The organism is Chitinophagales bacterium (genome assembly GCA_040877935.1).
In the GTDB taxonomy this organism is placed as follows: Bacteria; Bacteroidota; Bacteroidia; order Chitinophagales; family CAIOSU01; genus JBBDNB01.
This window is the reverse complement of the sequence record JBBDNB010000008.1, coordinates 135767-161617: the sequence shown is the minus strand read 5'-3', so window position 1 is coordinate 161617 and position 25851 is coordinate 135767. Positions and strand designations below refer to the sequence as shown.

At 39.8% G+C, this 25851-nt stretch carries 18 protein-coding genes; 13 read left to right on the top strand and 5 right to left on the bottom strand.

Annotation, left to right across the window (positions count from 1 at the left end; all coding sequences use genetic code 11):
- On the bottom strand, positions 1 to 500 hold a 500-nt coding region (locus tag WD048_02345; GenBank protein MEX0811027.1), incomplete at its 3' end, for a trypsin-like peptidase domain-containing protein.
- A 168-nt stretch (positions 501 to 668) separates the two neighbouring features.
- Here WD048_02345 and dapF point away from each other — a divergent pair.
- A complete protein-coding gene (gene dapF, locus WD048_02340) occupies positions 669 to 1442 on the top strand; it encodes a diaminopimelate epimerase (GenBank protein ID MEX0811026.1) in 774 nt (257 codons plus the stop codon).
- Positions 1443 to 1447: 5 nt separating this feature from the next.
- Here dapF and WD048_02335 read toward each other — a convergent pair whose 3' ends face one another.
- Entirely contained in the window at positions 1448 to 2068 is a 621-nt protein-coding gene (locus tag WD048_02335) for a sterol desaturase family protein (GenBank protein ID MEX0811025.1), read from the bottom strand.
- Positions 2069 to 2231: 163 nt separating this feature from the next.
- Here WD048_02335 and WD048_02330 point away from each other — a divergent pair, with 163 nt between their 5' ends.
- Positions 2232 to 3395: a hypothetical protein gene (locus WD048_02330; GenBank protein ID MEX0811024.1), complete on the top strand. Its 1164-nt coding sequence runs from the start codon at positions 2232 to 2234 to the stop codon at positions 3393 to 3395.
- Positions 3396 to 3402: 7 nt separating this feature from the next.
- On the top strand, positions 3403 to 3744 hold the full coding sequence (locus WD048_02325; protein MEX0811023.1) for a DUF6150 family protein: 342 nt from the start codon (positions 3403 to 3405) through the stop codon (positions 3742 to 3744).
- A 194-nt stretch (positions 3745 to 3938) separates the two neighbouring features.
- Here WD048_02325 and WD048_02320 read toward each other — a convergent pair whose 3' ends face one another.
- Positions 3939 to 4553 carry a hypothetical protein gene (locus tag WD048_02320; protein MEX0811022.1) on the bottom strand — a complete coding sequence of 205 codons (615 nt, stop codon included), beginning with the start codon at positions 4551 to 4553 and terminating at the stop codon, positions 3939 to 3941.
- 151 nt (positions 4554 to 4704) lie between these two features.
- The gene (locus WD048_02315) at positions 4705 to 5361 is read right to left on the bottom strand and encodes an RNA methyltransferase (GenBank protein MEX0811021.1); all 657 of its coding nucleotides are present in this window, start codon (positions 5359 to 5361) and stop codon (positions 4705 to 4707) included.
- 54 nt (positions 5362 to 5415) lie between these two features.
- On the opposite strand from WD048_02315, the gene WD048_02310 reads away from it, so the two are divergent.
- Together WD048_02310 and WD048_02305 are read left to right on the top strand one after the other, a co-directional pair.
- Positions 5416 to 8151 (top strand): AsmA family protein, encoded by a 2736-nt coding sequence (locus WD048_02310; GenBank protein ID MEX0811020.1) that lies wholly within the window; start codon positions 5416 to 5418, stop codon positions 8149 to 8151.
- Between the two features lie 60 nt (positions 8152 to 8211).
- Positions 8212 to 8649 (top strand): hotdog fold thioesterase, encoded by a 438-nt coding sequence (locus WD048_02305; GenBank protein MEX0811019.1) that lies wholly within the window; start codon positions 8212 to 8214, stop codon positions 8647 to 8649.
- On the opposite strand, the gene WD048_02300 is transcribed toward WD048_02305, so the two are convergent.
- Complete coding sequence (locus WD048_02300) at positions 8646 to 9422, bottom strand: C40 family peptidase (protein MEX0811018.1); 777 nt, start codon at positions 9420 to 9422, stop codon at positions 8646 to 8648. The two genes, WD048_02305 and WD048_02300, sit on opposite strands and share 4 nt — an antisense overlap.
- Before the next feature lie 204 nt (positions 9423 to 9626).
- Between WD048_02300 and WD048_02295 the strand changes: the two genes are divergently transcribed.
- The 8 genes from WD048_02295 (at position 9627) to WD048_02260 (ending at position 25733) form a co-directional block, all read left to right on the top strand.
- On the top strand, positions 9627 to 11096 hold the full coding sequence (locus tag WD048_02295; protein ID MEX0811017.1) for a gliding motility-associated C-terminal domain-containing protein: 1470 nt from the start codon (positions 9627 to 9629) through the stop codon (positions 11094 to 11096).
- Positions 11093 to 12136 carry a PorP/SprF family type IX secretion system membrane protein gene (locus WD048_02290; GenBank protein ID MEX0811016.1) on the top strand — a complete coding sequence of 348 codons (1044 nt, stop codon included), beginning with the start codon at positions 11093 to 11095 and terminating at the stop codon, positions 12134 to 12136. Before WD048_02295 ends, WD048_02290 begins: the two co-directional genes overlap by 4 nt.
- Positions 12137 to 12330: 194 nt before the next feature.
- Entirely contained in the window at positions 12331 to 17007 is a 4677-nt protein-coding gene (locus WD048_02285; protein ID MEX0811015.1) for a gliding motility-associated C-terminal domain-containing protein, read from the top strand.
- Between the two features lie 174 nt (positions 17008 to 17181).
- The gene (locus WD048_02280; protein MEX0811014.1) at positions 17182 to 22647 is read left to right on the top strand and encodes a PKD domain-containing protein; all 5466 of its coding nucleotides are present in this window, start codon (positions 17182 to 17184) and stop codon (positions 22645 to 22647) included.
- A 10-nt stretch (positions 22648 to 22657) separates the two neighbouring features.
- Positions 22658 to 23674 (top strand): PorP/SprF family type IX secretion system membrane protein, encoded by a 1017-nt coding sequence (locus WD048_02275; GenBank protein ID MEX0811013.1) that lies wholly within the window; start codon positions 22658 to 22660, stop codon positions 23672 to 23674.
- A 416-nt stretch (positions 23675 to 24090) separates the two neighbouring features.
- Positions 24091 to 25035: a T9SS type A sorting domain-containing protein gene (locus WD048_02270; GenBank protein ID MEX0811012.1), complete on the top strand. Its 945-nt coding sequence runs from the start codon at positions 24091 to 24093 to the stop codon at positions 25033 to 25035.
- Positions 25036 to 25206: 171 nt separating this feature from the next.
- Entirely contained in the window at positions 25207 to 25440 is a 234-nt protein-coding gene (locus WD048_02265) for a hypothetical protein (protein MEX0811011.1), read from the top strand.
- A complete protein-coding gene (locus WD048_02260; GenBank protein MEX0811010.1) occupies positions 25422 to 25733 on the top strand; it encodes a type II toxin-antitoxin system RelE/ParE family toxin in 312 nt (103 codons plus the stop codon). Before WD048_02265 ends, WD048_02260 begins: the two co-directional genes overlap by 19 nt.
- The last annotated feature ends 118 nt before the right edge of the window (positions 25734 to 25851 follow it).

Below are 25851 nucleotides of genomic sequence, written 5' to 3'. Positions count from 1 at the left end.
ATTTTTAAAAGAGCCAGATCGGTATTGGGATCGCTGCCAATTAATTCCGCTTTATAGCTTTTGTTGTTGTTCAGGCTTATTTCAATTTCGTCAGCTTCTTTTATTACGTGATTGTTGGTGACAATATAGCCGTCACTGGAAATAATAACCCCACTTCCAGAAGCTCTGCGCGGCTGGTTTTGCGGGTTCCCGAATCGGTAACCGAACAGTTGTTCAAGGGGGTGTGGTTGATGATTAGCGGGTGATTGTACGGATAGTGTTTTTACGTGTACTACGCCCGGTGTAGCCAATTTTGCAGCATGGGTAAAATCTGTTAGTCCCTCCTGTGTGGTAGGGCCGGGAACATAGTTGGTGAATTTTATTGGCTGTGCAATTTCAGCAGGGCTTTCGGTAAGTTGGGGCAATTGCTCCATTATATATGCTTTGCCAAAATAGAGTGTTGCTAATGCAGTTAATACTGAAACTGTAATGGTCAGGCTTAGTTGTTTTATATTCCTCATGGTGTATTGATTTTTGATTTAAATAATTACTTTCTTTGTGTAATTGTTCTTGTGAAACTGGTTTTTCAAACGCAAATTTTTTTCAATTGTGTTTTTTAAAAAAGTCATTTAACAATTTTTAATCCTTTTTATAACACGCTTTAACGCTTTCATTTTAAAACACATATTATGCAGTTTTTTAAATATCACGGCACTGGCAATGATTTTATTTTAATGGATAACAGGTCAGGGGACAAAAGTGTTTCACGCAAGGAAATTGCCGATATGTGTCACCGCAGGTTTGGCATTGGAGCTGATGGACTGATGCTTTTGCAAAATAAGGACGGCTTTGATTTTGAAATGATCTATTACAATTCAGATGGAGGAGAAAGCAGCATGTGTGGCAATGGTGGCAGGTGTATTGTGCAGTTTGCTGCAGATTTGGGTATAATAGATAAAGCCGCACATTTCCTGGCCATTGACGGTGCGCATAAGGCGCATATTAATGCTGAGGGAGTAGCGCTTGAAATGATTCCTGTGAAGCAATATGAAAAACAGGACAATGCCTGGGTTTTAAATACAGGATCGCCCCATTGTGTGGTTTATCAAAAACAATTGAAAGATGCGGATATAGCTGGTCAGGGTAGGAAAATCAGGAACAGTGCCCCCTACAAAAAAGAGGGCATCAATGTCAATTTTATAGAAGCATTTACCAAAAATGAATTGTATGTGCGCACTTATGAAAGAGGGGTGGAGGATGAGACCTATTCTTGTGGAACAGGAGTTGTAGCTGCTTCATTGGCCGATTTCCTGGAGGATAAAACTTCTGATAAATGGCGCATACTGCACACCCTGGGTGGAAAGTTAAGGGTGGCGTTTGATTTTGAAGACAATGCTTTTAGCAATATTGTACTCTCGGGCTCTGCTGAATATGTTTTTAAAGGGGAGTGGAAAAGTAAGTAGCCCAATCATTTTTTCCTTGGTGTGCCAAACACATTGTCCCAAACGGATGTCGTAAAGCCAAATGCCCGGGAAGGATCTTTGAAATGATGACTCAGGTGATGCTTCTTAAGGAATTGAAATACCGGGTTTTTCAAGTTTAAATGATGCACTGCATAATGATTGAAATCATAAAACAGGTAGCTGGCAACAAGTCCACTGAAAAATGCATCAATCAACTCCGGGCCGATTAGCCAAAGAAACAGGAAATAAAAACCAAATCCACCTGGAATGGTTACCCATAATGGAAGAAACAATTTGGAAGTATCATTTGGATAATCGTGGTGGATGCCGTGCAAACTGTACATCATTTTTTTGCCAAATTCCGAATCGGTTTTAAAATGCAGCAGATAGCGGTGGATAAAATACTCCAGTGCTGTCCAGAAAACCATTGCAGAGAACCAAAGCAGAGCAATTTGCCACAATGGAGTGGCCGTAATAAAAATGGCGCGATACAGGAAAAACAGAATTACAGGAATAAATATTACGAAGGGTAAATAGGGCGGTGTACGGGTCATGCTTTCCATAAAAGCATTGTCAAATGCAGGGGGAGCCTGTTTTTGGGTAGATGTGAATAGTTTGTTTTTCATACTGATAATTTAAGAAAAATCAACTGTAAGTTCAGACATGAAGATAAACAAATCGCATTGTTTGTAAATTTTAATTGGGAAGCACAGAGTTATTTTGAGGTTTAATAACAAGAATAAAATTTTGAATTGCTTATATTTCATTCTTAATTGTGATTTGAGATTTATGAGAAACGGATACTTCTTTTTCCTGTTAATGGGAATATTTATGAGCCTGCAACTTACTGCACAGGATAAAAATCAAATGGCGTACATGAAGATTTTTGAGGCGGAAAGATTTTTCGATTTAGGAAACTATGCACAGGCACTTGAAAAATTAAATGATGCTGAGACCATATTGGACACCACCAATTTGCAGATAGAATACTGGCGCAGCAAAACTTATATGGAAATTGAAGATTTTGAAAATGCATTGGAATCGGTGAGCTATTATTTGAAAAATGAGCCTGCAACTGTATCTGTTGAATATCAGGATATGCAAAAAATAAAGGAGCTGGCTTTGCAGGGACTCAGGAATATTGCTGTACAAGACAGTTTAAAGGAGCTGGAAAATGAAAGAGCTGAGGAGGATGCATTTTGGTTGGAAATCCGCAGAAAAAATACCATAGAAGATTACGAACGTTACCTGGAAAAATACCCCAAGGGGCATTTTGCAAAACTGGCTCAAAACAAAATCAAAAACATAAAAGTCATTACCCTGCCGGGCAGCAAGTTGGTAGATGCCGTAAAACTTGGAGATTACAATGCCATTACAAAACTGGTTTTGAAAGACAGTGTGGATGTCAATCACCAGGTGCTGCGGAAAAAAACGGTAGAAAAAAGGCAGGGTGACATTTATAAGATTTATCACGAATCGCCTTTGTATATGGCCATTTATAAAATGGACTTTCGCAGTATCCGCTTTTTACTGGAACAGGGTGCTGATCCCAATGGAATAGCCTATACGGAAATTAATACCGGGACTAAAGAAGAGTACAAACGTTCTTACCTGAGCAGCCTCATGCGCTTGACTTCTAAAGATGGATTGCACAAAGACAAAGAAGACCAGACTGTTGAGCTGCTTCGTTTATTGAAAGATTACAGCATAGATCCCAATTATGTGAATGGAGAACCATTAGCCACGGCTGTTTTTTATCGGGTAAAAGGATACAGGCGCAGCAAAGTTATTCGGGAATTGTTAAGAATGGGTGCAGACCCCAAAGCTGAAGGCTATCGGCACAAAGGCACTTATTATTCTGCAATGGACATTGCCAAGATCAGAGATGATGACTATTTGATAGATATGCTGAAAGACAAGCGTTATAAGCAAATTCGTAAAAAATTGAAATAATACGACTATGAAAAAAACTGCCCTTATATTTTCTGTGCTTTTTGTTTTTGCGGCATCATCTGTGTTTGCCCAAAAAGTATTTAAAGTAAAATATGAATCACAGGCCGATCTGAAAGTTTTCGTGGTTGATTATGAATCGCAATGTGATCTAAAGGTCTATCATGTAGATTATGAATCACAGGCCGATGAAGATGGGCTTTGGTTTGCAGTAAAATACGAATCTCAAGCCGATTACAAGCTCTTTTTCGTGGATTACGAATCACAGGCAGATCTGAAAATCTATTATGTGGATTATGAATCGCAGGCCGGTTGGCGCGATAAGTCCAAGGCGCATTTGCTGAAGTTTTGAGGGAAGAAACCAAGAGCTGCACCCTTTGTTTTTTTTTATTTCGTCCTTTTCAGGGCTTGCTTGTTAGCTCCGAAAGGACTGGATTTTGAGAAAGCCGGTGGGAGTGGGCGGATAAGAAGTGCTTTGCTTATTCTTGATCGAGCGGGGTAGCTAAGAGCAATTTTAGAGTCTTTCTTCAAACTTTGGGTTAAATTTTAGGCATCATGATATTTTTCTTCTCTTTTATATTCATCGTTTAAAGTCAAAAAATGGATAGCAAGAATAAATTTTACTCTAAGGTCTTCTATACCCAACTCTTTGTAATTATAAGTTATACTTGCCACAAGAGAAGGAGGTGGGCTTCCTGCTGCCTCAACAGATTCTAGATAGGCCTTCGCAAATTCATTTTGCTTTCCTGCCTGTTTTAAAAATTCGAAGAATTTTCCGTCCCATCTGTAATAAACTGACTTTAAAGTGTCATCAGTATCTTCATGATTCCAACTTTTTCCAATTGCCCAAATTTGATAGAAGGTTGAGTCATTTAATTGATCATAAAGTGCTAATTGATCTTCAATTGGTATATGTAGATAAAGTGAACCTGAGTCTGCTGATGTTTTAACCTTATCAAAAAAATCATAGTAACAATCAGTTAAATATTCAATTTTATTATTGCAAATTGAATTATTAAAAAAGTCAAAGAGAACTTCTAAATCTTCTATCTCAGATTCAGTAAATACAGAATTGATTTCTTTTATATGTGTTAGTTTGTTAGCTTTTTTACTGCATCCAATGAACATAGTAAATGAAAGAAATAAAAGTAGGTATCTCATTTGTATAATTGTGGCTAAGTTGTTTATAGTAATGCATTTTGTATGCATAGACCGCTAGTATAGCTGTATATGTATGTATACATAAATGCTTTATTGGTGAAAATAAGCCTTTTTACAAACCATCAAAAGCACTTTTAATATTATCAATGCTCTAAATTCCCTTTTTCTTCATATCCTCCCGTATATCAATAATAATATCATCACTCAGCGGCTTGTTGTCAAACCAAAGCTTTTTTGTTTTATCATAAACCTCCCGAGGTAGGGCAGGGGCATCATAGTGCCCTGCAAGGTTTTTCTGCCTGAATGCTTCATACAAGCTTACCGCACAAGCCACGGAAATATTCAGGCTTTGTATCATGCCCATTTGCGGGATTACAAAATTACCGTTTGCATATTTGCAGATGGCGTCCGACAAACCCACCTGTTCATTTCCAAACAACAGTGCAGTACTTTCAGTCAAATCAAAATCATAAAGCGATTGGGCTTTGCTTTCAAGATGGCTGCTCAAAATATTCTTGTATTTTCCACAAACCTCTTGCATACATTTATCAATATCATCAAAATAGTGTATCTTAATCCACTTATAGGCACTTGCAGAACTTTTGCGTCCCACATATTTGCGAACAGGTTTTTCAGTAATGAGAATATAGACCTCATAGATTCCAACAGCATCGCAGGAGCGCAATACAGCTGAATAATTATGCGGATCGAAAATGTTTTCAAGTACAACAGTCAAGTCATACTGTCGTTTGTCCAATACTGCCTTTATCTTTTTTTTACGCTCAGGCGACATATTTTCATGTTTCAATGAACAAAGTTATTTATTAATTGCTATAATTGTCATAAGCTAAAATCCAGAACAATGTTTAAGAAAATTTTTATTGCATTTATATTGCTACTTGTATTATTATTTGGTGCTATTATAGCTGTTCCCTATCTATTTAAAGACAAACTGATTGCCATTGCTAAAACAGAAATGAACAATTATCTGAATGCCGATGCCGATTTTAAAGATGTGGACATCAGTATTTTGCGCAGTTTTCCAAATTTGTCTTTTTCACTGATAAAACTCACTGTTGTCAACCACGAGCCATTTAAAGGAGATACGCTGGCGCAAATCGATGAGCTCGCATTTACTTTAGACATTATGCCCATTCTGAAGTCCAACCTGGTGGCCATCAATAGTGTGTCTGTTGTAAATCCCGATTTCAGGGTGAAAGTTTTGGAAGATGGAACTGCCAGTTATGATATTGTGAAAGAAACAGATGCTCCTGAAAAAGAAGTAGCTCCTGAGACTGAGACAGCTTCTGATATAAGGATTTCACTTAAAAAATACAGCATTGAAAATGCACAAATCACTTATGATGATGTGCAAGGGAAGATGCTGCTTGTTATCCGCAATTTAAACCATTCGGGCGAGGGGGATTTCACACTTGAACAATTCAATCTTATTACTGAAACAAGAATCGATGAGCTGAGTTTTAAATCCGATGGAGTTGATTATCTTAAAAAAGGCCGCTTAGAAATGGATTTGACCACGTTTATTGATCTGGCCCAGAGCAGTTATGAGATCAAAGATAACCGGCTGAAACTGAATGAACTGGAACTGAAGCTCAGCGGACTTGTAAAAGAATTGCCAGAGGATGCCTACGATCTTGATCTGAAATTCAATACCCCAACTACAGACTTTAAATCTTTGCTTTCCCTGATACCCGCTATTTACATGACCGATTTTCAGGACCTGAAAGCCGATGGAAATTTCAGTTTGAAAGGTGATCTTAAGGGGGAATACAAGGATGAGAGCTACCCTGCCTTTAATCTGGGGCTAAAAGTTGACAACGGCACATTCCAATATCCCGATCTGCCCGCAGCCGTGCGGCAGGTATTTATTGATCTTGCTGTAAATAGTCCCGGAGGTGATCTCAACAATATGGTGATTGACCTCAAACAATTGAAAATGAAACTGGGCGAAGAACCCATTGACATAAAAGCCTTGGTGCGACAACCTATGCTCGACCCACTGTTTGACCTTACACTGCTCGCCCAGGTAAATCTTGCCAATGTGAAAAATTACTATCCATTGGAAGAGGAGCTTACAGGAAACCTGGATATGAATCTAACAGCGAAAGGAAAAGTATCTACACTGGAAACCGAACGTTATGAAGAATTTGATGCTACTGGAACTGTGCGTATTCGCAATATGACTTATGAAACAACGGATTTGCCCCTGCCGGTTAATATTCAGGATTTCAACCTTGCATTCAATCCCAATAAAGTGGATTTGAAAAATCTGGCCTTAAATATTGGAAAAAGCGATTTGAAAGCAGCAGGAAGCCTGGAAAATTTCTTTGCATACAGCCTCGGAACCGGAAAATTAAAAGGACAGCTCGATCTGGCATCCGATTTTCTTGATTTGAATGAATTGATGGGTGTAAGTGAGGAAGAAACACCTGCTTCAGAAGAAGGCAGTGCAGGTGAAGCAGCTGCCAGTGAATCAACAGAAAAATTTGAATTGCCGGATGATATTGAATTTGCTATTAAGGCTACTGTGGCCAAAATAACTATGGATGATGCCGAACTGCGCAATGCACGCGCAAGCCTGGCGCTTTCAGAACGCAGATTGGATATTCAGACACTTACAGCCGATGTGCTGGGAGGGAAAGTGGCTATAGCTGGTTTTTTCCTTACACCTGAAGGCAAAAGGCCTTATCTGGATTTCAACTACAATATCAGCAACCTGAATGTAAAAGAAGCCTATAACACATTCAATACGGTGCAATCATTGGCGCCAATAGGCAAGCATATTGACGGCTTTTTCTCCTCTGATTTTCACTTAATGACAGAATTGGACGATCAGTTGAACCTGGTAGAATCTAGTGTAAACGGAGAAGGAAAAGTGGATTTGCGCAATGCTACACTCAGCGGATTTAAAGGCATAGATAAAATTGCCGACAAACTGAAAATGAAGGATTTAAAAGAACTGAAGATCAACCGCATTATGACCGTGCTTGAAGTTGTTGATGGACGGGTGTATGTTGAACCTTTTGATTTTGCGGTGAAAGATGTGAAAATGGATGTCAGTGGTTCCCACGGCCTTGACCAAACACTGGATTACAATATGCTGGTAAATGTTCCTTCTAATTATTTGAGTGGCGCCAGGGATTATGTCGGCTCACTTGTTGACCAGGCGAAAATTCCCGGTGTCAGTTCAAGTGCACTGCCTTCTACTTTAGCTTTTAATATAGGAATGGGCGGCACTATGGATGATCCTAAAATCAGTATCAAGCTCGCAGGGAAAGAGACAGAATCTTCTCTGAAAGACAAGGCCAGGGAAGAATTTCAGAAAAAGAAAGAGGAACTTGAGCGAAAAGCAAGGGAAGAGGCGGAAAGGTTAAAACGGGAAGCTGAAGAAAAAGCCCGGAAAGAAGCCGAAAAGCTAAAACAGGATGCTCAAAAAGCTAAAAAGGAAGCCGAGGAAAAAGCCCGAAAAGAAGCTGAAAGATTAAAGAAGGAAGCGGAAGAAAAGGCGCGAGAGGAAGCTGAAAAAACCAAGGAAAAAGCCAAAGACAAGGCAAAGGATTTGTTTGGGCCGAAGTAGATATTTCACAATAGTTGGTTCAATTGATTTGCTTTTTGATCTGAATACAAAATTTAATTTATGAGCATATGGTTGAATGCTGCTACAGTTGAACAAATCAATAAAGGCAGCAAAAACACTATGACCGAACATCTCGGCATAGAAATCACTGAAATAGGTGCTGATTTTATTACGGCTAAAATGCCGGTAGATCACCGAACCGTTCAACCAATGCGCCTATTGCATGGCGGAGCTTCAGTGGTCTTGGCAGAAACACTGGGAAGTATAGCCGGCAGCTTGTGTGTGGATATGAAAGAAAAAGCAGTAGTTGGACTGGAGATCAATGCCAATCATTTGCGCGGAGCAAGAGAAGGAGAGGTGGTTTTTGGCAAGGTAAAGCCTCGCCACTTGGGCAGAACTACACAGGTTTGGGACATTGAAATTAAAAATGAAAAAGAAAAACTTGTGTGTGTCAGTCGCTTGACGCTGGCAGTAATTGAAAACAAAAAAGCGGATTAAAATATTCTTTTGATCAATTTCAGTTGATGCGAATATTTTTTTCTGTCAGCATCATAAATGCCATAAGCATCAATTTTATCCATCCGCACTTTTCCATGAGCATGGATTATCCTGGAGTTGTCGATAATAATGCCCACATGCGTAATCTTATTATCGCTATTGCCGAAAAATGCCAGGTCACCTGTTTTTGCAGCCAATATAAAGTCCACATTTTCCCCACTTTGAATTTGCTGATAGGCATCCCTTTTGATTTTTTTACCCAGCATTTTGCAAACCATTTGCGTAAAACCTGAACAATCAATTCCAAATGGACTTTTCCCGCCCCATAAATAAGGTGCATTAAGATATTTGCGGGCACATTTTTCAATGATTTTGGCATTTATTTGAGTAGATGCCGGTAAAATGTTTTTGCCGTTGAAAAGGTACTTTTCTTTGAGTAATTTAAAATGCAGTCCGTCAAAAAAAGGCAGGCTTGCACCTAGGCACAAAGGCAGGTAGTGTTCATTTCCTATTGCTGTGCTGCAGAGTTCAAAACAGTAACTCAAGCTGCTATCTTTGAATTTTTTATGTTGATTGGCATTGAGCGGTAGAAACTGTTTGGCATCTATCCATCCTTCATATTTGTCCCAATCCAACTGAATTTTTACCCAATTGTTTTCTTTCAGTAAAACTTTAAAAGTTTCCCCAAACAATAGCTGATTGACCATTTCTGCTTTGTCAGAGGCTTCTGCTCTTATCGGTACTATAGAAAGATGACATAAACCATAATCCATTTCAGGGAATTTAAAATCTGCCTGAATAAAACAATTTTATAGCTGTAAAACTGTTTCCCTCCATGATGGCAGAAAGCTGATTCAATTTCAATCGCTGTTTATAAAAAGATAAAAATAGCCTTTAGTAGCGTAAAAGCGATAATGGGTTTTCATCAGGAATAATTTATTGTCTATTTTTACACACATTCTTGCATTTTGAATCTTATGCTTATTTCCCGCTTAACGATATTTACAGTCTTATTGCTTTGTGTATCAGCACTTTATGCGCAGGTGAAAATAAACGAGGTGATGCTCAATCCACCCAACGATCCGAACGATCCGTTGTATCAGACATTATCAAACTGTGCTGATGACACTGATGGCAGTGAATGGATAGAGGTTTTCAATGAAAGCCAATGCGATACTATAGACCTGAGCTGTTTTATTCTTGCTGGTCAATATACAGCAGATAATGGTGGTGCATTTGCCTTTCCTATAGGGACTAAGTTGGCGCCCTTGGATTTTGTGGTGATAGGCGGACCCAATGTGAATGAAGCAGATTTTGTCGTTCCTTACTTTTGCAATTTAAATACTTTTTGTTCGCCCGACACCTGGGATCTTCCCAATGATGCAGGATGGATAGCACTTTACGATGACGCTCTTGAAGTCGTGGATGCCGTATTTTGGACAGCATCTTCCGGTCAGGCCAATACACTCGGCACCAACCAGATATTTGGCTACAGCCCCTGTGTGCCAGATCAGTGCTTAGGAACAAGCAATTTAGAAGCTGCCGCAGACATGACCCCGGGCAATGAAATTTTGTATGCCGGAGAGGCTCCTTCAAATGGTCAAAGTATATACCGCACCACTGATGGCTCGGGTAATTGGCAAACAAATGGCACACCAAGTATAGGAGCTTGCAATGGAACCTGTTTGCCCCCTTCTGATCTTGCAGTGATAATTGATATAGCACAAGATGCTACTTGTGAAAGAAACAATGGTAGTATTGCAGTAAGTGCGTCTGGTGGTACGCCCGGTTATGAATTTGAATGGAGCAACGAAACTTTTTCAGATACATTAAATGACCTTGAATCGGGAACTTATACGGTTACGCTCAGTGATGCAGATGGTTGTGTTGTTATAAAATCAGTAGAAATTGATAATATTGGTGAAGCATTGGAAGCCGAAATTATTCCGGCTGATACCTCTATTTTAAAGGGAGATTCTGTTCGACTGAGAATAATATCTAACAATACTATTTTCAGTGCACGCTGGGATCCTTTTATATACCTGAGTTGTGGTCTGTGTACAGAACCTTATGCTGTTCCAGATGAATCTACAACCTATGCAGTAGAGCTGGAGGATGCAAATGGTTGTACGGCAACTGCAAGCAGCAGCATTAAAGTAATCCCTGATGAAAACTCCGTGTTTATTCCTACTGCATTCACACCCAATGGCGACAATTTGAATGATATATTATATGTTCGAAGTCCCCGCCTGAGTAGCCTTGTGTTTGAGGTTTTTGACCGCTGGGGAAAAATGGTATTCAGAACCACTGATGTAGAACAAGGATGGGCAGGCACATATCCCAATGGCAAAGCTGTCAATGAAGGGGTGTATATGTATGTGGTTGAGGCAGAATTTGACAATGGAAAAAGCAAAGTTTTTAAAGGAAATGTAACCTTGCTGAGATGAGAAATTACAAGTGTAGAGTACTTCTGTTTTTATTGTTGCTGGCAATTTTTTCAAATGAAATAAGAGCCCAGGATCCGCATTTTTCACAGTACAATGCAGCACCTTATTTGCTCAATCCTTCACTCACTGGATTTTTCAATGCAGATTATAAAGTATCGGGACAGTACAGGAGTCAGTGGGGTAGTTTTACCAATGGTTTCAGGACTATGGGCGCTGCTGCTGAATTGAATATGTTGCGTGGAAAACTGAAAGACGATAATTTTGGAATAGGGCTTTCTTTTGTAAATGACAGGGCTGGTGATGCGCCATTGATTTCAAATAATTTTGCTTTTTCCATAGCTTATAGAAAAGCACTGGGTTCAAAAATCAAACACAGAATAGGTATTGGGTTTCAGGGAGCATTGCTCAATAAAAGGCTGGATGCATCGCAGTTTTTGTACGACAGTCAGTACGATGGGGTAGAAGTAAACCCCGATATTCCTTCCGGTGAATCGGTGGGAGACGGAAGTGGCATCAATGCTGATCTTTCTACCGGTGTCATGTGGCAGATCATTCCGAGTAAGGAGTTCAATATCTATTTTGGAGGGGCCTATTTTCATATTCTTCAGCCAAAAATTGATTTGCTCAATAATGTAGGTTATCAATATTACAGTAGATTTAATGTTCATACCGGAGCTGAAATCTATGTTAATAAACTCTTAAACCTATTGCCGAGCATTGCCTATTATCAGCAGCGGTTTGGCAATCAGGTCAATTTTGGAAGTTACTTACAATTTATTCTTGAAGATTATTACCAACAACCAACTGCATTATCAATTGGTGCATGGTCAAGAATGGGCGTGCCAACTGCTGATGCAGTTATAGTTGGTGCAAGAATTGATTTCAGGGGATTCAATATTGGCGCATCTTATGATGTGAATATATCATCCCTGAAAACAGCTTCAAAATCAAGGGGCGCATTTGAATTGTCAATTGCCTATTTCGGAAATTTTACCACAGCCGGAAAAAGAAAATTAAGTATTCCCTGCCCGCAGCTCTAGTATTTGTGAATTTGTCAATTTGTTGATTTGCATAATTTTTAAGCCTACTACTTTACCTTTGCTTTCCTTATACAACAATCGGAGATATCTTTGTATATTTAGCACAAATTTGAGTCAAATCATTTCCTAAATACTTGAATTTTTTTGAAATTTGAAGTTTGAAATTGTTCATAAAAGCTAAATTACCATTAAGCATGAAAAGGATTTTTATTCCGTTTGTCGCAATTCTATTAAGTCTATTTTTTACTCCTCAACTTTTTGCCCAGCAAGGGCAAATGAGCGAAGCAGCCAAAAAGAAAATTAAAGAATCAAACAATTATCTACAACAATTGGCACAAAACCCTAATGTAGGTGCCAGAAGTGGTGGACCAAGAGCAGATGAGCAAGATTGTATCAATGCAATTCCCGTTTGTCAGAACAGCTATTCACAAAGCACTTCCTACTCAGGGATTGGAAATGTAAACGACTTAAGTCCCAATGGAACTTGTTTATCTACAGGGGAAACCAATTCAGTTTGGTATGTTTTTACTGCACAAACCTCAGGTAGTTTTACTTTTATGATCAATACAAGCTTTGATTATGATTTTGCTCTGTGGAATATCACTAATTCAGGATGCAGTAATTTGGGGTCAATTGATCCTATTCGTTGTAATTATTCTGCAAGCAATGGTAATACGGGATTGATAACCCCTGTAACTCCTAGTGGAACTGGACCCTTGAGCTTTCCTGCATGGGCACCGCGTACAATGCCAGGTATAACAATACAGGCTGGAGAAACTTATGCGCTTTTGATAAATAACTACACAGGAGATAATACAGGCTATACAATTACTTTTGATGGTGATGCATCTATTGTTGACAACACATCACCTACTATCGCTGGCATTGCCAATGACTGTAACTATGGTACTGTAACAGTTACAATGGACGAGCCCGTAAATTGTAATGCCCTGGCAAATGCTACTGCTACTATTACTGGGTCTGTGGGTGTTACTGTAACAGGAATCAATGGTGTAGGATGTGCCAATGGAAGTTTTACTCGTGAAATAGAGGTAAGTTACACACAATCCACACCCACTGATGGACAGTTTACACTAACCCTTGAAGATGTTGAAGACAATTGTGGCAATATTATGGCATCCGATAATATTGATTTCAATATCCTGACTTTACCTATTCCTGTCGCAGATCCACCTTTGGTATGCTTGGGTAGCGGAGCATCAGTTGACTTAAGTGTTGATATAGGACCGGGTGTAACTGCTACATGGAGCAATGGGCAACAAGGTGCACAAACTACTGTTACACCCAATACTACAACAACTTACTCAGTTACTACATCAAATGGAACCTGTGATAGAACAACGAATATTACTGTGCCTGTAATTCCTCAACCAGTTTTGGACATATTCCCTGCCAACCCTTTTATGTGTGGTCAGGCTCCGGTTACGCTTACTGCCAATTTATCTGTAATTGGTGCTGATTATTTGTGGAGTACAGGAGATAGTACACAATCAATAACGGTGACCCCAAGTACAACTACAGACTATTGGGTAAGAGCAACTATTGGTGGTTGTGATGTGACCGACACCGTAACTGTTGTATCGGGTGGCCCTTCACCGGAACCGGTTTGTATCAATATCTATGTCACACCAACAGGAAATGGAGTGGGTACAAAAGCTGATCCTACTGATATTAGAACAGCACTTGGTATGGCGCAATGCAACAACAGTGTGATAAAAATGGCTACCGGTTTTTATGTAATTGACAGCACTATTGATAACCTTACAAGCTACACCACTGTTGAAGGTGGTTTTGAAGTAGCCAATAACTGGAGTAAAACGAGCTTGGCTGGTGCTACTACAATTTTCAGGTCTGCCAATAACCCCGATGGCCCTCCACAAGCACCACGCCTGGCAGCTTTTTATGTAAATGGGCAATCTTTTTTCAGACTTCAGGATTTAACAATAGAAGTAGATGCCGCGCCTGCTGCTTCAGGTCCGGGAATATCTACTTATGGATTGCATTTTTCTAACTGTACCAATTATGATATTGTAAGATGTCAAATAATTGCTGGTGATGCATCTGCTGGCGCTCAAGGAGATCCCGGAACAATTGGAGCTAATGGAGCTGCCGGTGGTAATGCCAGCGGAAGAAATGGAGGGATAGGTGCTTGTGGTGTTTCTGGATGTGGTGGAAATGGTGGTCAAGGCGGATCTGGCGGAACTTTTTCTGGTAGCGATGGAAATCCTGGATCACCTGGTGATGCAGGGGTAGGTGGAACTGCTGCTGCCGGAGGACAAGGAGGTGAGGGAGGAAATACATGCCAAAACTTTTTAAGTATTGGTGCTACAACTTCTAGTCCCGGTGCTGATGGTGCTAACGGTGCTGATGGTGCTGATGGTCCTAATGGTTCACCCGGAGGTTTTGCCGGAGGTTTCTTTGAACCTGGAGCACCCGGACAACCCGGTGATGATGGCGATCATGGCCTTTCCGGTGGTGGTGGCGGAGGAGCCGGTGGTGCCGCCTTAGGAGCTGATGGCGGTGGCGGAGGTGGCGGAGGTGCCGGTGGTGAAGGCGGCACCGGTGGTAGCGGTGGCTACGGAGGCGGTGCCTCTTTCGGTGTGTTCTTGTTCAACAATGGCCCAAATACAAACTTTTTACAAACTGTAGTTCAAAGTGGAAATGAAGGTGCCGGTGGCCCTGGTGGCCCTGGTGGAACTGGAGGATCTGGTGGTGTAGGTGGACTTGGAGAAGAATATCCAAATACTACTCTTGCTTGTAGAAACACGCCTAATGGTGATGGTGGAGATGGTGGTGACGGTGGAGATGGTGGCCAGGGTGGTGAAGGCCAACCCGGAATTTCCGGCAACCTCTATGTCTTCTCAGGTGATTTTCCTGTAACAGCTGATTCCACATTTGATTTACAGGCACAGGCCACTATTAATGTACAGGATATTAGTTGTGCCAATACAGATATTACTTTTTCCGGTCCTGCTGCCGCAAGCTGGGATTTTGGTATAGGAGCTACCAATACTACTGCTTCTAATGCAATTGAAATCAATCAATATGATACAATCGGTAGAAAAAATATTACTTACGATTCTGACTATTATGCAGGATTTACCAATATTGCGGTAACTGCTGCGGATGTAATGCCGGATATTTCAACTTCTGCACAATTCTTTAATGGAAATTATCGCGTATGTGCCGGTGATTCGGTTGATTTCTTTAGCTCAAAATCAGGTATAGATTATATCTGGACGCTGGGCGGAGGTGCTACGCCAAATGTACGTCAGGGGGATAGTTTGATGACGCTTAGAGATGTAGTTTTTGAAACACCAGACACGTTTTGGATTACCCTTCAGGTAGAGTCTGATTGTTGTGGACTTTCCGATCGCGATTCTTTATTGCTTGTAGTGGATTCTTTGCCAGGTGCATTTATTCAGCCTGATACATTGACAACACTATGTCAGGGACAAAGTGTTACGCTTACAGCTGGAGGAGGCACAACTTATGAATGGAATACAGGTCAGGTTACCCAGAGTATAAGCGTTACTCCTCCCGTAGGAATGAATCCATATGTTGTGGAAGTCACTTCTGATTTGGGTTGTAAAAATTATTCAGATACTACTTTTGTAGAAGTTAATCCTGGACCTGCAATTGAAATTGTAGGTGACAATACCGTTTGTCCAGGTGATTCCACAGTGTTGAGTGTAAGTGGTTTCCCAGGGTCTAATATTACCTGGTGGAATGAAAATGGCGATACAATAGTATCTAATACAATCACCGTAACAACAGATTCATTAATCGAATATTTTGCACAAGCTGAAAATCTCAGTTGCTACAGCAATATAGATTCCATTACTGTATTTGCTGATGAGCTTCCTGAAGCTGTTATTGTTGGTGACAGTATTGGATGTTTGGGCGATTCAATTACAGTAATGGCTACTGGTTCTAAAGATTATGTGTGGAACAATGGAGATTCAAGTGCTGTACAAACGTTCTTTGTCACAGGTGATACTACAGTAAGTGTTATTCCCATTTCTGCTACTGGTTGTGTAGGTGATGAAGTTTTCTTTGATATCAATGCTGTTCAATTTAGGGAAGTGGAAGTGAGCCTTTCAGCAGATCCAAATCCAGTTTGCCCTGATGATGAAGTTACATTTACAGCGGATCCAACATTTGGTGGAACTGCACCAGAATACGCATGGGTAATCAATGGAGATACAGTTGAGGTGAATTCAGATTCTGTTTATACTTATTCCGGTTCAGAGGAAGGTGACCTTGTTCATGTTGTTTTATTTTCAAATGAGGCTTGTATTACAGGGAATCCTGCTGCTTCAAATGAAATTGAAATTGAGCATTTCGAACTTCCTGAAGTAGCCCTGCAGGAATTGGATTCAAGTTATATAATTTATGATGATCCTGTTCCATTGGTCGGAGCACCTGAGGGCGGTGAGTACGCAGGAGATGGTGTTGAGAACAATGCCTTTAATCCGGAACTACTTGAAGTTGGAGGTCCCTACTTTGTCACATATACATATACTGACAGTAATGGATGTGCTAATTCTGACACTGTCCAGACCTTTATTGAAGAAGTGGATGAACTCTACGGTTTACCCAATGCATTTTCTCCTAATAGTGGAGGAGTGAATGGTACTTTCAGTATTGTGAACTCAGGGGCTGTATCTCTAAAACAAGCACAGATATTCAATCGCTGGGGTGAACTTGTACACAATAAAACAAGTCCCTGGGATGGAACATATAATGGAAAGCTTCAACCGGCCGGAACTTATGTGTATTACTTTGTGATTGTGCTTCCCGATGGTGAAGAGGTACAGGAAACAGGTAATTTTTCATTGATACGTTAATATCACCGAAAATTATTTTTTAAAAGGGGGATAGATACTTTCTATTCCCTTTTTATTTTTTATGGAAGCTATTTCTTTGTTTTATTGTTACAGTACTAATTAGTTTATAATAAATATCAATTGTAACACAACAATAGCGCTTGTTTTTTGTAAATTAAAGACTGATTATTTAGAATGATGCTCCGAATTGTATTTTTTATTGTTTTAAGCTATTTACCCTTGTGTCTGTTTGGGCAAGGACTTGTAGCTTATTTTACAATGGGTGACTTTGGTAGTAATAATATTAGTAGTGGTTGTGCGCCATTGGTAATTGAGTTTACAGATAGCTCTACGATTAATGGAAACCCTCTGCCATACTCAAGTGTCAATAATGGAGATGCTTTTAATTCACATACCTGGGATTTTGGCTTTGGATCATCTTCATCTGTGCAAAATCCGAGTATTGTTTATTCTTCAGCTGATACCTTTAACATTACGCTTACGGTGACCCATAACGGTACGGATTATGATACCTTTTCAAGGGAATTGATCGTACATCCCAGGCCGGTAGTGGATTTCTCCGCTGATTTTCAAGCAGGATGTGATTCATTGCAGGTGCAGTTTACCAATCTGTCCACCAGTGGGGATTTGAATATAACCGACTGTACCTGGGATTTTGGGGATGGTGTAGTTTCAACAGATTGCAATCCCTCACACTTGTTTATTTTAGATCCACAGACCGGTCAGAATTGTTTTAATATTACTTTAATTGTTACCAATTCAGAAGGCTGTACCAATTCACTCACAAGGAATAATTATATATGTATTGATCCCCCACCTGTTGCGGATTTTGAAGTAGATAACCAACTATTGTGCGATACGCCTTATACAGCTCAATTTACAGACCTGTCGTCAGGCAGCAATGGTCTGAGTTATTTTTGGATTTTTGGCGGTGGACAAGGTGCTCAAACATCTACACAGCAAAACCCTACAAATATTTTTCCTTCCACTGGATTATATAATATCAGGCTTACAGTTACAGATACCGTTTGTGGAGAGTCTGTTTCAATTCAAAGAAACAATTACATCAGGGCGCAAAGTATCCAGGCTGGTTACAGTTTCTCACCGGATTCTGTTTGTGCCGGTACCCCCATTGATTTTACCGGTGATCATCAGCTCAATGCGGGCAATATCGTGAGTACATCCTGGGATTTTGGTGATAACAATACCTCCACACAAACCGACCCAACCCATACTTACACCGATGGAGGGCTATATACTACTACAGTTACTATTACAGATAATTTTGGTTGTAGTGATACTTTTTCACTCAACGACAGTGTATTGATTTATGATTTACCACAGGTGAGCTTCAGCAGCAATGTTACCCAAAGCTGTAAGGCTCCATTTGAAGTAGATTTCAGCAGTACTGCGTCAGCAAATGTTCAATCCTATGAATGGGATTTCGGGGATAATGAAACTTCAACACAGGCCAATCCCACACATATATACACCGATCCGGGAGATTATACTGTTTCGCTTACGGTTGAGGATGACCGGGGTTGTATCAATACTGTTTCGATCAACAATTATATTTCAATTGAACCGACAGTTGTAAGCTTTGATGTAGATACCAATTTGGGTTGTGTGCCGCTAAGTGTGCAATTTACCGACAACAGCACATCCAATGACCCTATTATTGATTATTCATGGAATTTTGATGATCCTGGTTCAGGTGCTGCCAATATTTCAAACCAGCAGAACCCATCGCATACCTTTAATGATATTGGAACATTCAATGTCACCCTTACTATTGAGACGCAAAGTGGCTGTGTGGGTGATTTTTCTATGCCGATCAGTACTGGAACCCCGGCATTTGCAGCTTTTAATGCAGTGCCCGATAGTGTTTGTGTAGATGAGCTAATTACATTGACAAACAATTCATCGGGCAATATTACTTCTACTGAATGGGATTTTGGAGATGGAGATGTAAGTAACGACCCCAATGAGCCAAGCCACTCCTATGAAGAACCGGGCAATTATATCCTGACATTGCGGGTTGGCAATAATGGCTGTTTTTCTGATTCTTCTATGGCCATTACTGTCTTGGATCCCCTGGCGGATTTTGAGTATGAAGCTGACTGTAACGTGACTGGTGGAATCAATTTTACCAGTACTTCTGAGGGTGGAACCAACTTTGACTGGGATTTTGATGATGGTGGAGCTACAGCAAGTGGACAGAATGTTTCGCATACCTTTTCCGGGACAGGTAATTACAATGTAACACTGACTGTAACTGATGTAAATACAGGTTGTACAGATGATCAGCAATATACAGTAAACATCACTACACAGCCGGTGGATTTTACCTCAAATAATGCGACAGGATGTGCCTCATATGTAGTGAATTTTAGTAATCAAAGTGGGACGGGCTTAACTTATGCCTGGAATTTTGGTGATCCCGCGTCCGGAAACAGAAATACTTCCACTGCACGCAATCCCAATCACAGATATGATGATCCGGGGATCTATACGGTCACATTAACTGTTACAGATCAAAACGGTTGCCAGATAACGGAAACTAAAAATGCATTTGTTACTATTTCAGACATTACAGCGGATTTCGATGCACAGCAAAGCTTTTCCTGCTTTGATTCTACAGCACCAAATACAATTAATTTTATTGATCAGTCGGTGAGTTTTACCGGAAGTAATATCATTGAATGGACCTGGCATTTTGGAGATACGAATTCAGTTACTTACAGCATTCCGGGAAATCCTCCTCCAAACCCTATTTCACATACTTATCCTGATCCAGGACGTTATGATGTGGCTCTTGTGGTAACCAATGACTTGGGCTGTACCGATTCAATCATGCAGGAAGATTTTGTTGACATCAGCAATCCAATAGCTAATTTTGATTTAGACTTTAATCTTTATTGTGAAGGGCAGCCAGTTCAATTTAACAACCGTTCTACCGGAACCGGCCTGAACTATTTTTGGGATTTCGGGGATGATGTACCTGGAGATACTTCAAGGTTGAGAAATCCCCAATATGCCTATTCTGATACGGGTATTTATAGTGTTTCATTAATAATTACAGACACTTATGGCTGTCAGGATTCAATTTCCAAAGACAGCATTTTAAGAGTTGGAAACCCGGATATTGATTTTATGGCTGATGATACCTTTCGTTATTGCCCCCCACATCTCGTTAATTTTACCAATCTCACTGTTTATGATACGCTTTCAATCGCTTCTGTTTTGTGGGACTTTGGAGATGGCTCTTTTTCCAGAAGATTAAATCCCTCCCATATATACACGCAAGCTGGCTTGTTCAATGTACGTCTAAACATAGAATTTACCAATGGGTGTTTTGATAGTCTTGGTTTTTCAAATATGATAAATATCGGGGGTGCTGTAGGTAGTGTGGAGTTGACTTCGGATACCGGTTGCGCACCTTTGTGTGTTGGGCTTAAAGCCAACAGTACAGGGGCAGTCAGTCATATCTGGATTTATGGCGATGGCAACCAGGAATCGGCAGGAGACAGTGTTGATCATTGTTATTTAAACCCCGGTATTTTTGTGCCGGCAGTAGTACTAAGGGATACACAACAACCAACTTGTACCTATACACTTTACTCTAATGATACCTTGTTGGTAGATTCAGTTACTGCATACTTTACGGCAGATCTTGATTCGGTTTGCCGACTTGAGCCGCTTCAATTTAACGACAGCTCATTTGCAGTAATCAACAATGATTTTGTAGAATGGTACTGGGATTTTGGTGATGGAAATGAAGATACGGTGCAGAATCCTGTTCATAATTACAGTTCAGGAGGCTTGTACACGGTTTCATTAATAGCTGTCAATGCGTTTGGTTGCTCAGATATTTTTGAGCGGGATATTTTTGTATGGGATAAGCCTGAGGCCGATTTTACAATTTCTGATACACTGGGCTGTGATACGCTTCTGACAGTATTTACAGATGCCTCTATCTCCGGAGATGCACCTATTGTTGATTGGTTTTGGGATTTTGACGACCCTGGGACTTTTAATGGACAAAACCCGCCTCCGGTGATTTACAATGATGTTGGCACTTACACGATTACATTGGTTGTGACAGATGCAAATGCTTGTAGCGATACTATGCAAAAAAATGTAACAGTACACCCAACACCGCAAGGCATCAATGATGCAGATACAGTTCAACTTTGTTTGGGCGATACCATGACCTTGCTGGGAACACCAGGGTACGCATCTTATGAATGGACTCCGGGCACACGACTTAATGACAGCACAATTGCTATGCCACTGGCTTATCCACAGGATACCACGCTCTATACATTACTCACTACTGATTCAGTTGGTTGTCAGACTTTGGATTCTATTACCATTGAAGTATTGCCCCGGCCTAATTTGACTGTTCAACCATACCCGGATACAGCCATTTGCCTGGGGGATACTGTGCAGCTTCAGGCTAGCGGAAGTGCCGATATATATACTTGGAACCCGAGGACTCATCTGAACAGTGGTTTAATTGCTGATCCACTGGCATTTCCTCAGGAATCAACTACTTTTTTTGTAACTGCAATTGATTCCAATAATTGCAGAAATTTTGACAGTGTAAGGGTAATTGTCAATTTGTTCGATATGAATATAATTGCTGACAGAACCTGTCTTGGGGATACTACTTTAATTGCTGATGGTACTGAAACTTCAGATATTCCTATAGTTGATTGGAATTGGACTGTTTATGACGATCAGGAGCCAAATCCACTTACCTTTACTGACAGTAGTTTCAATTACCTGTTTACTGATTCTGGTGAATACCGCATAGACTTATTTGTTACGGATGCCATTGGTTGTAGTGATTCTATAAGTACTACAGTAATTGTAGATCATCCTACTCAACCTTTTGCAGAACAAGATACATTGATTTGTTTTGGCCAAAGTACTTCCTTGCGTGCCGGTGGAGCTGTTGAAGTTTTCTGGACACCACCCATCTTCATAGATGACGCTTCATCTTTTAATCCAATTGTAACTCCAGAGCAGGACGTTGTTTACGTGGCCAATTTGGTGAATGGTGTTTGTCCTATTGGTAGAGACAGTGTATCAATTACCGTAATTCCCACCCCTGATTTGGAAGTTGCTGGAGACAGAGAGGTTTTAAGGGGTACAAGTGTTGAAATTGAAGCGTTTACCGAAACATTTTATGATACACTTTATTGGAACCCTTCTGACAGTTTAACTTGTTCTGATTGTTTATTGACAAGAGCTTTTCCTGATCAAAGTACTGTTTATACAGTCACAGTAGTTGATACTTTTGGTTGCATTAATCAAAAGGAAGTGAATGTAGAAGTTTTTGATAAGTGTGAAGAAGACATCGTGTTTGTACCAAATACTTTCACACCCAATGAAGATGGAAGAAATGATGTGTTGTATGCCAGGCGTTATGGGGCAAGAGCAGTGAATTATTTTAGAGTATTTGATCGCTGGGGAAAACTGGTTTTTGAAACGGAAAATGAAAATACCGGATGGGATGGCTTAAGCTCAAATGGTAAGAAACATAATCAGGGCGTTTACGTATATACAGTTGAAGCTGTCTGTTACAATGGAGAAACCATACTGAAGACAGGTAATGTAACCTTATTAAAGTAAACACAGAACCATGACCAAACTCTGTAAACTATCGCTAATCCTTGCCACTTTCCTATTTGGAAGTACATTGTACGCCCAGGATGTGCATTTTTCTCAATTCAATTCTAATCCCATTTATCTAAATCCTGCGCTTTCGGGCCTGAACAATTGTAACTACAGGCTTGCGGCCAATTACAAGCGTCAATGGGGCGGGGTGGCTAATTTTCAGACTATTGCAGCATCCTATGATATGAATATGTTGAAGAGGAATAGAAAAAGCAACTTCGCAGGTTTTGGTATCTCCCTCTTTAATGACAGAGCCGGAGACATCAGTCTCTCCAATACAAAAGTAGATATATCTCTTGCCTATTCGCTAGTATTGAATCCAAGCGGAACTCAATTTTTGACTTTTGCCCTGAAAGGAGGTGTTGGACACAGGTCATTTGATATGTCTAAAGTAACTACTGATTCGCAATTTGGTGCAGATGGATTTAACAGTGGACTTTCTACCCAAGAGAATTTCGCAACTGACAGCAAAGTATATGGCGATGTAGGAGCGGGTTTATTATGGAGTTTAACCCAGCGCAATTCAAATAATTATTACTTGGGCTTTGCTGTTACCCACCTCAATCAGCCCAATATTTCATTTTTCAATGATAGAGATGAACAACTTTACATCAAAGCAACTTTACACGGTGGTGCATCATTTAAATTGAACAATCAATTAGGGTTGATGCCGAGTTTTATGTTTCTCAATCAAGGGCCTCACAATCAGCTGAATGTAGGGGGATTGGTTAAGATTAGAAAATCGATTGTTCCATCTGATCAAACTGCGTTTTATATTGGTGGTTGGTATCGACTTCAAGATGCAGTTATCCTTTCTGCCCGTGTAGATTGGAAAGATATCAATATTGGATTCAGCTACGATATAAACTTGTCAAAATTGACTCCGGCTACCAATTTAAATGGAGGGCCTGAAGTGTCATTGATCTATACCGGTTGTTTATCAAACAAAAAGAATCAATCGGTTTATTGCCCTGCATTGTAGAAATTCCCCACAAACACATTACCTAAGTTTGATTTAGGGCGTGCCCCTTTGGGTCGGCCTGTCTGCCCCAAAAGGATGCCGCTCCGATAGCTATCGGAGCCATCCCTCACGCTTTTTTGTTGCTTAGTGAATTAGTAAACCAGTGAAAATCTGTCGGCCAAGTACCAACAGAGGTGACATCTTTATTGGAAAGATGTCATCTCTTGTGCTCTGCCCGAACACCAATGGGTATCTCCAATGGGTCATGACCCATTGGAGTCGGGCAGGCTCGAACATTGTCAGGTTCAAGTTAGTTTCACCAAAATGTGTTTCAAATAATCCAATAAATATTTTAAATTCATTGAATAGTAATGATGCTTCATGGAAATGAGAATCTTTGTTCTATCAGAGAGGATTTTACTAATAAAATTCAGGGCATGAAAAATTTGTTGATTAAAAGTATTGTGGTTTTTAGTTGCTATTTTATGATTGTGAACCCGCTTAGTAATCTTTATTCACAAAGCTTTGCGCCAGTTGGGGCAGAGTGGACTTTTATAGGTGGTGGCGGGTTTTTCCCTCCATGCGATTACAGTGATAAGCTTACTTATGTAATTAATATGTCTGGCCAAATCAGTATTGATGGAAAGTCTGTAAATGTACTTTCAAGAGGTAACAGCAAGCTTTACTTGAATGTGGATAGCAATAAAATTCACTTTTACGAAGACAGCGCTTTCCATCTTTATATGGATATGAATTTGACAGTTGGAGACACATTGCACCAGGAATACCCTAAAAATTTGAAAGATTTTCATACAGATTGTGCATGTGATATTGACTATTCAGCAGAAGTAATGGGGGTTGTTACAAAAGATACTATGGTAGAGATTGACGGGCAATTATTGAAACGATTGTATTTTGACTTTTACGATAGGGACACAATTATGAACTCGTCATGGAGTGTTAGTGATAAATCACATTTTACAGAGATAATTGGTTCAGCACATGAAATACTTGATTTTCATTCACATGGTGATTGTATTTTAGCTGATTGTTGTCCTGATATACTTCTTTGTTATCAAGATAATATGATCAGTTATGATTATTCTTTTAGTAATGGTTGTGTTTACACTTCAATCTCTGAATTTCAAAAATTTAAATTTAAGACTTACCCCAATCCCGTCCACACCATCTGGTACATCCAAAGCGACTGTTTTGGAATACTTGAACTTTACTCTCTATCAGGAAAGAAAATCCTAAGCAAGCAAATCCAAACTGGAACGGAGCAAATCAATGTCAGCCAATTCGCAGAAGGTATTTATTTCTATAGAATCAACAGTGAAAATGGGGAAGTGATGAAGAGTGGAAAATTGGTGAAGCAATAAAAGTGCTTAGAATTTAAAGTGCTTATAGTGCATTAAAGTTTAAAGGGTGAAATCCTGAAAACTCAAATGCTTTGAGATGGAACCCGAAGAGTTCCTTTGTTGTTTTTAAGGTTTGTGGAAAGCTGATTATTGATTCCTAAAATTAGTATCTTAGAAAAAATGAATTGAACCATGAGTATTGTAGAGTTAAGGCATCTTATTTCCGAGCATTTATCGCATATTGATGACGTCTCTTTTTTGAACGCCTTAAAAACCATAGTAGAATCTAAGGCTGCAAAGACTTATCAACTAAGCGACTATCAAAAAGAGAGGGTAAGCAAAGCCAGAAAGGAACTCAGAAACAAGCAAAGCATATCTCATGAGGATTTGCATAAAGAGATTGACCAATGGCTCAATACAAAATAGATTGGTCTATAAGTGCTAAGTTGGATTTGTATGATATACTGGAATTCTATATTAAAAGAAATGGCACCAATACATATAGCAAAAAACTAAATTCCAGAATAAATAAGAGTGCCAAACTAATTTCAAAAAACCCTTATTTAGGACTAAAAACTGATTTCAAAACTGTCAGAGTTCTTATCACCGAGGACTTTGAAATAATTTATGAAATTTTTGACCAATTGATCTTGATTATTATGGTATGGGATTGCAAAAAAGACCCTGATGAAAAAGATTTAAAAGGCAGAATTATCTGAATTTAGGTTTGACTCGATAATCGAGATTTAAATGCTCCGAGGCTTGCCTCGTAATCAAAAGTATTTTTTCCAAATAAATGCCTCGTGGGCTTGCCCCGAGGTTGTTTACTTTCAACTT

Coding starts and splice junctions, on each gene's coding strand:
- WD048_02300 (MEX0811018.1), bottom strand. CDS start 9,422: ATGGATTATGGTTTATGTCATCTTTCTATAGTACCGATAAGAGCAGAA.
- WD048_02295 (MEX0811017.1), top strand. CDS start 9,627: ATGCTTATTTCCCGCTTAACGATATTTACAGTCTTATTGCTTTGTGTA.
- WD048_02280 (MEX0811014.1), top strand. CDS start 17,182: ATGATGCTCCGAATTGTATTTTTTATTGTTTTAAGCTATTTACCCTTG.
- WD048_02320 (MEX0811022.1), bottom strand. CDS start 4,553: ATGAGATACCTACTTTTATTTCTTTCATTTACTATGTTCATTGGATGC.
- WD048_02265 (MEX0811011.1), top strand. CDS start 25,207: ATGAGTATTGTAGAGTTAAGGCATCTTATTTCCGAGCATTTATCGCAT.
- WD048_02330 (MEX0811024.1), top strand. CDS start 2,232: ATGAGAAACGGATACTTCTTTTTCCTGTTAATGGGAATATTTATGAGC.
- WD048_02270 (MEX0811012.1), top strand. CDS start 24,091: ATGAAAAATTTGTTGATTAAAAGTATTGTGGTTTTTAGTTGCTATTTT.
- WD048_02325 (MEX0811023.1), top strand. CDS start 3,403: ATGAAAAAAACTGCCCTTATATTTTCTGTGCTTTTTGTTTTTGCGGCA.
- WD048_02275 (MEX0811013.1), top strand. CDS start 22,658: ATGACCAAACTCTGTAAACTATCGCTAATCCTTGCCACTTTCCTATTT.
- WD048_02305 (MEX0811019.1), top strand. CDS start 8,212: ATGAGCATATGGTTGAATGCTGCTACAGTTGAACAAATCAATAAAGGC.
- WD048_02285 (MEX0811015.1), top strand. CDS start 12,331: ATGAAAAGGATTTTTATTCCGTTTGTCGCAATTCTATTAAGTCTATTT.
- dapF (MEX0811026.1), top strand. CDS start 669: ATGCAGTTTTTTAAATATCACGGCACTGGCAATGATTTTATTTTAATG.
- WD048_02260 (MEX0811010.1), top strand. CDS start 25,422: ATGGCTCAATACAAAATAGATTGGTCTATAAGTGCTAAGTTGGATTTG.
- WD048_02335 (MEX0811025.1), bottom strand. CDS start 2,068: ATGAAAAACAAACTATTCACATCTACCCAAAAACAGGCTCCCCCTGCA.
- WD048_02310 (MEX0811020.1), top strand. CDS start 5,416: ATGTTTAAGAAAATTTTTATTGCATTTATATTGCTACTTGTATTATTA.
- WD048_02290 (MEX0811016.1), top strand. CDS start 11,093: ATGAGAAATTACAAGTGTAGAGTACTTCTGTTTTTATTGTTGCTGGCA.